9 protein-coding genes are annotated in these 10,587 nt (G+C 71.5%); 5 read left to right on the forward strand and 4 right to left on the reverse strand.

The features are described from left to right. The 3 genes from AOJ26_RS14310 to AOJ26_RS14320 form a co-directional block, all read right to left on the reverse strand. The coding region (locus tag AOJ26_RS14310; RefSeq protein ID WP_053848646.1) for a DUF5667 domain-containing protein at positions 1–1,155 on the reverse strand (1,155 nt) is incomplete at its 3' end. A 233-nt stretch (positions 1,156–1,388) separates the two neighbouring features. After that, entirely contained in the window at positions 1,389–2,162 is a 774-nt protein-coding gene (locus AOJ26_RS14315; RefSeq protein WP_020120729.1) for an ECF subfamily RNA polymerase sigma factor, BldN family, read from the reverse strand. A 314-nt stretch (positions 2,163–2,476) separates the two neighbouring features. Beyond that, on the reverse strand, positions 2,477–3,403 hold the full coding sequence (locus AOJ26_RS14320) for an HAD family hydrolase (RefSeq protein ID WP_053848647.1): 927 nt from the start codon (positions 3,401–3,403) through the stop codon (positions 2,477–2,479). A gap of 125 nt (positions 3,404–3,528) precedes the next feature. On the opposite strand from AOJ26_RS14320, the gene AOJ26_RS14325 reads away from it, so the two are divergent. The 5 genes from AOJ26_RS14325 to AOJ26_RS14345 all read left to right on the forward strand — a co-directional run bounded on the left by AOJ26_RS14325 (position 3,529) and on the right by AOJ26_RS14345 (position 9,166). Then, positions 3,529–3,807: a glutaredoxin family protein gene (locus AOJ26_RS14325; protein ID WP_053848648.1), complete on the forward strand. Its 279-nt coding sequence runs from the start codon at positions 3,529–3,531 to the stop codon at positions 3,805–3,807. Between the two features lie 235 nt (positions 3,808–4,042). Continuing rightward, the gene (locus tag AOJ26_RS14330) at positions 4,043–4,813 is read left to right on the forward strand and encodes a redox-sensing transcriptional repressor Rex (protein WP_053848649.1); all 771 of its coding nucleotides are present in this window, start codon (positions 4,043–4,045) and stop codon (positions 4,811–4,813) included. Continuing rightward, positions 4,810–6,513, forward strand: coding sequence for a glutamyl-tRNA reductase (locus AOJ26_RS14335; RefSeq protein WP_053848650.1), 1,704 nt, complete (start codon positions 4,810–4,812; stop codon positions 6,511–6,513). Before AOJ26_RS14330 ends, AOJ26_RS14335 begins: the two co-directional genes overlap by 4 nt. Continuing rightward, positions 6,510–7,469: a hydroxymethylbilane synthase gene (gene hemC / locus AOJ26_RS14340; protein ID WP_078959887.1), complete on the forward strand. Its 960-nt coding sequence runs from the start codon at positions 6,510–6,512 to the stop codon at positions 7,467–7,469. Before AOJ26_RS14335 ends, hemC begins: the two co-directional genes overlap by 4 nt. Then, positions 7,466–9,166: a uroporphyrinogen-III synthase gene (locus AOJ26_RS14345; RefSeq protein WP_053848652.1), complete on the forward strand. Its 1,701-nt coding sequence runs from the start codon at positions 7,466–7,468 to the stop codon at positions 9,164–9,166. Before hemC ends, AOJ26_RS14345 begins: the two co-directional genes overlap by 4 nt. 32 nt (positions 9,167–9,198) lie before the next feature. On the opposite strand, the gene AOJ26_RS14350 is transcribed toward AOJ26_RS14345, so the two are convergent. Further along, on the reverse strand, positions 9,199–10,587 hold a 1,389-nt coding region (locus AOJ26_RS14350; protein ID WP_053848653.1), incomplete at its 5' end, for an FAD-binding oxidoreductase.

Here is a 10,587-nt window from a genome sequence, read left to right on the forward strand (position 1 = left end):
GGTGACGTCCGGGTCGGCGGAGGGGGCCGGGGACGTCGGCGTGGTGGTGCCGGTGTCCTTCGGCGGGTCGAGGAGGCCGCCGGTGTCGCCGCCGAGCAGTCCGTCGTCCTCGCTGCCGGAGGGGGCGGACTTGCTGGGGCTGCTGTCGCCGCGTTTCTCGGCGGAGCCGCCGGTGCTGGGGTCCGTCGAGCGGCCGGAGCCGGTGGAGGTGTCCGAGGACGCCGAGCCGGAGCCGTCCTGCCGTTGACCGCCGGTGCCGCCGCCCTGGGCCGGGGGCTCGGGCAGCAGGGACTGGAGCGGTGCGACCTCTTCGTCTATGGCGTCGAAGACCTCGGACACCTGGTCGCTGACGTCGCCGAGCTGGACGGGCAGCCGGTCGCGGAGCGCGCCCCAGGCCTCGCGGTGCGAGCGCGAGAAACCGGCGAGGGCCTGGATGGGGCCCAGGGAGTTCGGGTCGCGCTCGTACGCCGCGTGCAGCAGCCGGTGGCCCTCGGAGGCGTCGTGCCGCATGCCGGACAGGGCGCGGCGGATCTCGCCCAGGGACTCGTGGTCGAGGTGGCCGCCCCGGCCGCGCTCCATCAGGCGACGGGCCTCGTTCAGCCGGGTGGAGGCCTGGTCGAGGTAGGCGACACCGCGCTCGTCGTCCCCGTCGGACAGGTAGGTGAGCTTGAAGTCCTCGATGCCGCGTTTGAGGCCGTACAGCGAGTCCCCGGGCAGGGCGTCCGAACTGGCCGCGGCCACCCCGCCGAACGCTCCGGCGGCGACTCCGACGCTCAGGCCGCCCGCGGCCAGGCCCTTGGTGAGCCGGGAACGCGGACGCAGCTTTCCCAGCGGACTCGCCCGGTGGGTGCCCTTGGCCCGATGGGAGCGCTGCTCGGGGACCGCGGGTTCCGCCCCGTCGCCCTCCAGCAGCATGGCCTCCATCGCGGCCACGAGCTGGGCTCGCTGGACCACCTTGACCTCGGGGTCCAGCTCAGGCCTGGGCAGCTCGCCGAGACACTCCGCGAGGGCCAGAAGACGGCCCGGATCAGGGTGTTCCGCGGCGGCCGACGCCTGTCCTTCGGACTGCTCGGCCGCCGGTTCCCGGTCGGACAGCTCCTCCAGGGCCTGGGCGAAGGCGTTCGCCCGCCGGTGCGCCGATACGTTCGCGATCACTGGCGGCACCTCCTCTCGTCATGACGGTCGACTCCCCAGGGGGTCCTGAGGGTTGCACACCCTGAGCACAAGCCCACGATCGGGTGATCGGAGCCGGCCAGGGGGTGACCACAGGGAGCCTGCATCCCGCACAACGAGTGGCGCGGCACTTGGGTTACGGACTGCGGATGATCGGATCGGGGAGTCAACGGACTTTCACCGACAGCGAGTTGATGATTACCCGGTGTGCGCTCTCAGCGGGCGTCGTCCGGGAGGAGCCGGGCCAGGGTGCGGACGGCCCGGTACTGGAGGGTCTTGATGGCGCCCTCGTTCTTGCCCATCACCCGGGCGGTCTCGGCGACCGAGAGGCCCTGGAGGAAGCGGAGGGTCACGCACTCCTGCTGCTGCGGGTTCAGCCGGCGGACGGCGTCCAGCAGCGCGGCGTTGGAGAGGGACTCCAGGACGGAGTCCTCGGGCGAACGCTCGACCTCGTTGGCGTCGAGCATCTCGCCGGTGGTGACCTCGAGCCGGAACCGGCTCGACTTGAAGTGGTCGGCGACGAGGTTGCGCGCGATGGTGACCAGCCAGGCGCCGAAGTCGCGGCCCTGCCAGGTGAAGGTGCCGATCCTTCTGAGTGCGCGCAGGAACGTCTCGCTCGTCAGGTCCTCGGCGGTGGCCTTGCCTCCCACCCGGTAGTAGATGTACCGGTACACCGTGTCGCTGTACTGGTCGTACAGGCGGCCGAAGGCGTCGGCCTCGCCGGCCTGGGCGCGTTCGACCAGGTCCATCATGCGGGCGCTGTCGCTGTCCGCGGCCGGACGGCGGGCCGGTGCGGCACCGGTCGAACGCCCTCGTCTGCCGACGGCCGCGGAGCCGTCGGCCAGTGCGTAGCACGGGCCGATCGGTGCCGCGGCTACGGCGAGGGCGGGGACGGCGTACGCGGTGGGGACGAAGCCGCGCAACAGGTCGAGGACCGTTGCGCGCAGCGTAGCCAGGCCCGAGGCGTCAACCCCGACGTGTGGGTACACGGGACTCCCAGAGGCAGAGCTTCCATCACGTGCAGTGCGGGACCGTTCACCCGTCGTAGCGACGGAGGGGTACCGGATTGCGTCTGAGGAGAATAACGCTTAGTGCAGGCGCTGCTACACCCAGTTGCTCTATTCATCGATTACGTCGCTTCTGTAACCGATTGGGAGCCGTTCAAGTGCCACAGAGTGACCGGTTGTTGATCGAAAACGGTCGCACTCTGTCAGGGAACAGGGCGTGTTGTGGCCGTGTGCAGCCAATGTGCCTGCACACGGAGTTACGCGTACAAAACCCGTGGATTGGTGCGTTCGCCCGGTTACCGGCGGCGCTTGTGCAGGGCGATCGCCGCGGCCGTGCCGCCCGCCACCGCTCCCACGCCCGCGGCCGCCGGGATGCCGACCTTCGCCGCCTTGCGGCCGGTGCGGTAGTCGCGCAGCCGCCAGTCCAGTTGACGGGCGTGCTTGCGGAGCTTGGTGTCCGGGTTGATCGCGTAGGGGTGCCCCACCAGGGAGAGCATCGGGATGTCGTTGTGGCTGTCGCTGTAGGCCGCGCAGCGTGACAGGTCGAGTCCTTCGGCCGCCGCCAGGGCCCGGACCGCCTCCGCCTTCGCGGGGCCGTGCAGGGGCTCGCCGACCAGCTTGCCGGTGTAGACGCCGTCCACCGACTCCGCCACCGTGCCCAGCGCGCCGGTGAGCCCGAGGCGGCGGGCGATCACCTGGGCGATCTCCACGGGAGCCGCCGTGACCAACCACACCTTCTGGCCGGCGTCCAGGTGTGCCTGCGCCAGTGCGCGCGTGCCCGGCCAGATGCGCTCGGCCATGTACTCGTCGTAGATCTCCTCGCCGATCGACTGGAGCTCGGCGACGCGGTGGCCCTTGACGATGGAGAGCGCCGAGTCCCGGGCCTCCTGCATGTGTTCGGGGTCCTCGGAGCCGGCCAGCCGGAACCAGGCCTGCTGCCAGGCGAAACGGGCCAGATCGCGGGTCTCGAAGAACTTCCGTTTGTACAGGCCGCGGCCGAAGTGGAAGAGGGACGCGCCCTGCATCACCGTGTTGTCCAGGTCGAAGAAGGCGGCGGCCTTCTCGTCGCCCAGAACCGGGAACTGCGCCTCCGGTCCCGCACCAGGGGTCTCCGCGACCTCCTGGGAGGACTTGCGCGCTGCCTCCGCCGAGGCCTCGCCTGCCAACACGCTGCGCGCCGTGGCGGAGCGCCTACGAGGAGTGAGCCATCCGAGAGCGGCCATGGCGTGAGCATAGCCAGTTTGTTCGGTGGTTCCGGAGTCGAGAGGTTTGGAGGGTGTGAACACTCCGGGACTGTGCCGTTAAGCAGGCGGTCCGGCCCGCTGCGACGCGCGGGACAATGGCCTGTATGAGTCCCATCTTCCGCCGAAAGCAGGCCGTGGCCCCCGGGGACCGGCTCGTCACGCTGATCCGCAAGCCCGGGTGCCATCTGTGCGATGACGCACAGCTCGTGATCGAGAAGGTGTGTGGAGATCTCGGGGTTTCCTGGGAGCGCAAGGACATCGACCAGGACCCCCAACTCCACGACCAGTACTGGGAACAGATCCCCGTCGTGCTCGTCGACGGCGAGCAGCACACCTTCTGGCGGGTGGACGAGGAACGCCTCCGCAAGGCCCTGACGGACTAGTCCGGCCGGGCCGGTCGGTCGCTTAGGATCGATGGCGAAGTGGTCTTGGGGGCGGGATTGATGAGGGAAGTGTGCGGTTTTGCCTCCGAGAGAGACGCGCGTGACCCCGGTCACGTTGGCCGGGCAAATCGGACACCATCTTTGTGCACGCGTTCACAAAGACATAGCCTGCTTTCGACGGGGCGGTCCGGGGACGTGTGACCGCCCACAGCCCCGCTCTACCCGCAGGAGCACCGTGGCAACTGGCCGAACTCACCGACCGGCGACCCGTAGCCGAGGGATTCCCGAGGCCACCGTCGCCCGGCTTCCGCTGTACCTCCGCGCGCTGACCGCACTGTCGGAGCGCTCGGTGCCCACGGTCTCCTCCGAGGAGCTCGCGGCCGCCGCGGGGGTCAACTCTGCGAAGCTGCGCAAGGACTTCTCCTACCTGGGCTCCTACGGAACCCGCGGTGTGGGCTACGACGTCGAGTATCTCGTCTACCAGATCTCCCGCGAACTCGGCCTGACCCAGGACTGGCCGGTTGTGATCGTCGGTATCGGCAACCTCGGTGCCGCTCTCGCCAACTACGGCGGCTTCGCGTCCCGTGGATTCAGGGTCGCCGCGCTGATCGACGCCGATCCCGCGATGGCCGGAAAGCCCGTCGCGGGCATTCCCGTGCAGCACTCGGACGACCTGGAAAAGATCATCGAGGACAACGGCGTGTCCATCGGTGTCATCGCCACCCCCGCCGGTGCCGCCCAGCCCGTCTGCGACCGGCTCGTGGCCGCCGGGGTCACCTCCATCCTGAACTTCGCGCCGACCGTGCTGTCCGTGCCGGACGGCGTCGACGTGCGCAAGGTCGACCTCTCCATCGAGCTGCAGATCCTCGCCTTCCACGAGCAGCGCAAGGCCGGTGAGGAGGCCGCCGCGTCCGACGGCGCCGGACCGGTCGCCGCAGGCCGCGACGGTTCCGCCGCCGCCGACAAGGGGCCCGACGGGGACGTACCCGCCGTGATGCCGGCATGAGTCTCCTCGTCGTCGGGCTGAGCCACCGCAGCGCTCCGGTCAGCGTGCTGGAGCGGGCGGCGCTGCATGCCGATGCGCAGGTGAAGTTGCTCCAGGACACCGTCGCCGCGGAGCCGGCCACGGAGGCCGCGGTGCTCGCGACCTGCAACCGGATCGAGCTGTACGCCGACGTGGACAAGTTCCACGCGGGTGTCGCCGAGCTGTCGACGCTGCTGGCCCAGCACAGCGGGGTGGGGCTCGACGAGCTCACTCCCTATCTCTACGTGCACTACGAGGACCGCGCCGTCCACCACCTCTTCTCCGTGGCCTGCGGGCTCGACTCCATGGTCGTGGGAGAGGGGCAGATCCTCGGGCAGATCAAGGACTCCCTCGCCCGGGCGCAGGAGCTGCACACCGCCGGGCGGTTGCTGAACGACCTGTTCCAGCAGGCGCTGCGGGTCGGCAAGCGGGCCCACTCCGAGACCGGGATCGACCGGGCCGGGCAGTCGCTGGTGACGTTCGGGCTGGAGCAGCTCGCGCTCGGTGCGGACGTGCCGGACTGGGCGCGGGGCAAGAAGGCGCTGGTCATCGGGGCCGGGTCGATGTCCTCGCTGGCGGCGGCGACGCTGGCGCGGGTGGGCGTCGCGGAGATCGTGATCGCCAACCGGACCGCCGAGCGGGCCGAGCGGCTCGCGGAGATCCTCAATGACGCCGGGGACGTGGTCGCCCGTGCGGTACCGATGGACTCGGTGTCGGACGAGCTGACACGTGCCGATGTCGTGGTGTCCTGTACGGGGGCCACGGGGCTGGTTCTGACTGCTGAGGCTGTTGCTGCTGGGCGGGGGTTGGACACGCAGCCCGGCGTCGGCGGGGGGCTTTCCCGCTTTGGGTCGGGAGCCGCCCAAGCGGCACGACTGCCCGCGGAACACGGAACCGAAGAAAACTGTCCCCTTGACCTGGCCCCCCTTCAGGCCACCCCTGGTTTCTCCGTACTCGGGGAAGCCGCCGTCGCCGGGATGGCCGCTTCCGAGCTGGAGCAGCATGCCGCCTGGGTGGACAACGCGCCCCGGCCGCAGGGGGCCGTCGCGCTGGTCGACCCCGTCGGGGAGGCCGACGTCATCGCCGCGCTCGCCGCCACCGCCGCCGTCATCGGGCGGGTGCCCGAGCGGCGCAGGCCCGAGCCCGTCGCCGAGATCCCCCGGCCGACCCCCTCGCTCTTCCTGCTCGACCTCGCCATGCCCCGGGACATCGACGCCGCCGTGCACCGGCTGGCCGGGGTCCGGCTCGTCGACATCGAGTCGCTCGCCGAGGCTTCGGCCGACGCTCCCATGGCGGCCGACGTCGACCAGGTCCGTCGTATCGTCGCGGACGAGGTGGCCGCCTTCGGGGCGGCGCTCAGGGCCGCGCACATCACGCCCACCGTCGTCGCGCTGCGCACCATGGCCGCCGATGTCGTCGCGAGCGAGATCGCGCGGCTCGACGGGCGGCTGCCCGGCCTGGACGACAAGCAGCGCGGGGAGATCACGCAGACCGTGCGGCGCGTGGTCGACAAGCTGCTGCACGCGCCGACCGTACGGGTCAAGCAGCTCGCGGCCGAGCCCGGCGGTGCCGGGTACGCGGACGCGCTGCGGACCCTGTTCGACCTCGACCCCGAGACGGTGGCCGCCGTCTCCCGCGCCGAGGACAGCACCACCGATGAGAAAGACCGAGGCTCGTCATGAGTACCAAGGCGCTACGGCTCGGGACCAGGCGGAGCAGACTCGCCATGGCCCAGTCCGGGCGGGTGGCGGAAGCCGTGAGCCAGGTGACCGGACGGCCCGTCGAGCTCGTCGAGATCACCACGTACGGCGATGTGTCCAGGGAGGCGCTCGCGCAGATCGGCGGCACGGGTGTGTTCGTGACCGCGCTGCGCGAGGCGCTGCTCAAGGGCGAGGTCGACTTCGCGGTGCACTCGCTGAAGGACCTGCCGACCGGGCAGCCGGACGAGCTGGCGCTGGCCGCGCTCCCCGAGCGCGAGGACCCGCGGGACGTCATCGTCGCCCGGGACGCCCTGAAGCTCACCGACCTGCCCCGGGGTGCCCGCATCGGTACCGGTTCGCCCCGGCGCACCGCACAGCTCAACGCGTACGCCCGCGCGCACGGACTTGATATCGAGACGGTTGCGATCCGGGGGAACATCGACACCCGGATGCGGTTCGTGCGCGAAGGTGAGCTGGATGCGGTGGTGCTGGCAGCCGCTGGGTTGCAGCGCATCGGCCGTATCGACGAAGTGACCGATTTCCTCTCGGTCGACACGGTTTTGCCCGCTCCCGGCCAGGGAGCACTCGCGATCGAGTGCACCGCGGACAACGCGGACCTGATCGCGGCGCTCGGCGAGCTCGACGACCCGTTCACGCGGGTCGCCGTGACCGCCGAGCGGTCACTGCTCGCCGCCCTGGAGGCCGGCTGCTCCGCCCCCGTGGGCGCGCTGGCCGACCTTCTGGCCGACGGGCAGATTGTCAAGGAAATGCGCCTGCGGGGCGTCGTCGGCACCACCGACGGCTCGCGCATGGTGCAGTTGTCCACCACCGGTCCCGTGCCCGAGTCGCACGACCAGGCAATGGCGCTCGGCCGTGAACTCGCGGCCGACATGCTTGCCCAGGGCGCGGCCGGTCTGATGGGGGAGCGAGCACAGTGAGCCCCACCACCCTTCCCGTCGGTCCCGAACGCGGGCACGTCACCTTCCTCGGTGCCGGACCCGGAGATCCGGGACTGCTGACCCTGCGCGCCGTCGAGGCGCTCACGAACGCGGACGTCCTCGTCGCCGGGCACGAGGTGCTCGACGTCGTACGCGTCCACGCTCGGTCGGGCGTCGCCGTCGTGGACACGGACACCGAGTTGCCCTCGGGTCCGGGCACGGGCGCACCCCAACTGACAGTCGTTGACGGCACGTCAACAACCGCTCCCGTCCCCGCTGTACGGGATGCGGCACATCTTGTCATGGAGGCCGCGCGGGGCGGCAGGCGGGTCGTGCGTGCGGTGTCCGGGGACCCCGGGCTCGACGCGTACGCCGCCGAGGAGATGCTGGCCTGCGCCCGCGCGGGCGTGCCCTTCGAGGTCGTGCCCGGTGTGGCCGCGGCCGTCGGCGTGCCCGCGTACGCCGGCGTTCCGCTGCGGGACGCCCAGGGCGCGGACGTGCGGTTCGTGGACGCGCGCACGGCCTCCGACCGGTGCTGGACGGAGGTGGGGGTGTCGGACGGGACCGTGGTCGTGTCGACGACCCTGGACTCCGTGGGCGCCGCCGCCGGTGAGCTGGTCGCGGCCGGGCGCAAGCCCGACACCCCGATGACCGTCACCGTCGCCGGTACGACCACGCGCCAGCGGACCTGGACGGCCACCCTGGGCACCATCGCCCAGACGCTCAAGCAGGCCAAGGTGCTGCCCTCGCCCGAGGGCGGGCGGCCGGTGATAGTCGTGGTCGGTGAGCGCTCGGCCGCCGCGCAGCGCGACCAGCTCTCGTGGTTCGAGAACAAGCCGCTGTTCGGCTGGAAGGTTCTCGTGCCGCGCACGAAGGAGCAGGCGGCCTCGCTCTCCGACCAGCTCAGGTCCTACGGGGCCGTGCCGCACGAGGTGCCGACCATCGCGGTCGAGCCGCCGCGGACGCCCCAGCAGATGGAGCGCGCGGTCAAGGGGCTCGTCACCGGGCGCTACGAGTGGATCGCGTTCACCTCGGTCAACGCCGTCAAGGCCGTACGGGAGAAGTTCGAGGAGTACGGGCTCGACGCCCGGGCCTTCGCCGGGATCAAGGTCGCGGCGGTGGGCGAGCAGACCGCCAAGGCGCTGATCGCCTTCGGTGTGAAGCCGGACCTGGTGCCGAGCGGTGAGCAGTCGGCCGCCGGCCTGCTCGAGGACTGGCCGCCGTACGACCCCGTCTTCGACCCGATCGACCGGGTGTTCCTGCCGCGTGCCGACATCGCCACCGAGACGCTGGTCGCCGGGCTCATCGAGCTCGGGTGGGAGGTCGACGACGTCACCGCCTACCGGACCGTGCGCGCCTCGCCGCCGCCCGCGGAGACCCGGGAGGCGATCAAGGGGGGCGGGTTCGACGCCGTGCTCTTCACGTCGTCCTCCACCGTGCGCAACCTCGTCGGCATCGCCGGGAAGCCGCACAACGTCACCGTGATCGCCTGTATCGGTCCCGCCACGGCCAAGACGGCCGAGGAGCACGGGCTGCGGGTGGACGTGATGGCTCCCGAGCCGTCCGTCCACAAGCTGGCCGAGGCCCTCGCCGACTTCGGGCTGAAGCGGCGGGCGGCGGCGGTCGAGGCCGGCGATCCCGTGACGCGGCCGAGCGAGCGGCGGCCCGGGGCCAGGCGGCGGCGGTCGACGACCTGACGGTCCCGTTCCGGTGACCGCGGCGGCCTGGTTCAGGCTGCCGGGGTCACCGTGTGGCCGTAGCGCAGGAGGTTCTCCGGGTCGTACGCCGACTTCGTGCGGCGCAGACGTTCGTAGACCTCGGGGGTCCAGGCCCGGGCGCGGTCCGTCTCGTCGCCCGGGGTGCCGTGCAGGTTGACCATGGTGCGGCCGGTGCCGTACGCGGCCATCGAGGTGTTGAGGGCGGTCGTGGCGCGTTCGACGGCCTCGGCCATCGGCGGTGCGGCCAGGACGCCCACCGCCTCCAGGAGGTACTCGGCGTCCCGGGCGCAGACCGCGTCCGCCACGGCGGCGGGGCGGGAGAGCGCCGCGCCCATGTGGCGGATCTCCACCATCAGCAGCGGGAAGTCCGCGACGCCGGCCGCCGGACCCACCTGGTCCAGGAACGTGTCGATCGCCTGCGGTGTCAGCTCGCGCAGCAGGGTGCAGGACTCGCGGGCCGGCAGCGGGTCCTGGGGGTCCAGGTAGATGCGGTCCACCGCCGCGTAGTCCATCTCCTCCACCGTGTCGATCACGACCGGTGCGGCCTCGCGGAGCGGGGCGAGCAGGTCCTGGCCCGCTGACGGGTCGCCGGTCCAGGCGAGGCAGACCCTGGCCCAGAAGCCGCCCCGGAAGGGTTCGGGGATCTCCGGGAAGGGCGGCAGGCGCAGGATGCTGAACGTGCTGTTCATCTCCGGCGGGATGTCCTGGGTCCAGGGCGCCCAGGTGGTCAGCAGGGCCTCGGCGTCCTCGCCCGCGCAGTAGATGCCGCCGCCGAGGACGCGGGACAGCGGGAGGAGCTCGGTGACCAGTGAGGTCACCACGCCCACGTTGCCCTTGCCGCCGCGCAGGGCCCAGAAGAGGTCGGGTTCCGTGTCGGGGTCGGTGTGGTGGAGGGTGCCGTCGGGGGTGGCCACTTCGAAGGAGCGGACCTTGTCGGCGGCGTAGCCGTAGGTCCGGCCGAGGACCGGGAGACCGCCGCCGAGGGTGTAGCCGACGACGCCGGCGTCGGTGGAGGAGCCGTTGAGGGTGGCGAGGCCGTGGGGGGTGGCGGCGGCCAGGACGTCCCGCCACTTGGCGCCGGCGTCGATCCTCGCGGTGCGGGTGTTCTCGTCGACGCGTACGCCGTTCATGCGGGCGGTGTTGATCAACAGGCCGTTCTCTATGGGGAAGTTGGCGCCGTGGCCGGTGGCCTGGACGGTGACGGGGGTATGGGTGGCCGAGGCCCAGCGCAGGGCGGTGACGATGTCCTCGGCGCGGGTGGCGCCGACGACCACGTCGGGGGTGTGCAGGGCGGCCAGGTTGAAGCCGGTGACTTCTTCGGCGTAATCGGGTTCGCCGGGGCGGATCACCGGGCCGTGGATGTCGTCGAGGGTGGGGTGGGCGGCGGGGGTGTTGTGGGT

The sequence above is a fragment of the Streptomyces sp. NRRL B-24085 genome (genome assembly GCF_001282115.1).
In the GTDB taxonomy this organism is placed as follows: domain Bacteria; phylum Actinomycetota; class Actinomycetes; order Streptomycetales; family Streptomycetaceae; genus Streptomyces.

Excerpts from the sequence above, each read along its gene's own strand:
- hemC (WP_078959887.1), top strand. The coding sequence starts at position 6,510 with ATGAGTACCAAGGCGCTACGGCTCGGGACCAGGCGGAGCAGACTCGCC.
- AOJ26_RS14325 (WP_053848648.1), top strand. The coding sequence starts at position 3,529 with ATGAGTCCCATCTTCCGCCGAAAGCAGGCCGTGGCCCCCGGGGACCGG.
- AOJ26_RS14320 (WP_053848647.1), bottom strand. The coding sequence starts at position 3,403 with ATGGCCGCTCTCGGATGGCTCACTCCTCGTAGGCGCTCCGCCACGGCG.
- AOJ26_RS14335 (WP_053848650.1), top strand. The coding sequence starts at position 4,810 with ATGAGTCTCCTCGTCGTCGGGCTGAGCCACCGCAGCGCTCCGGTCAGC.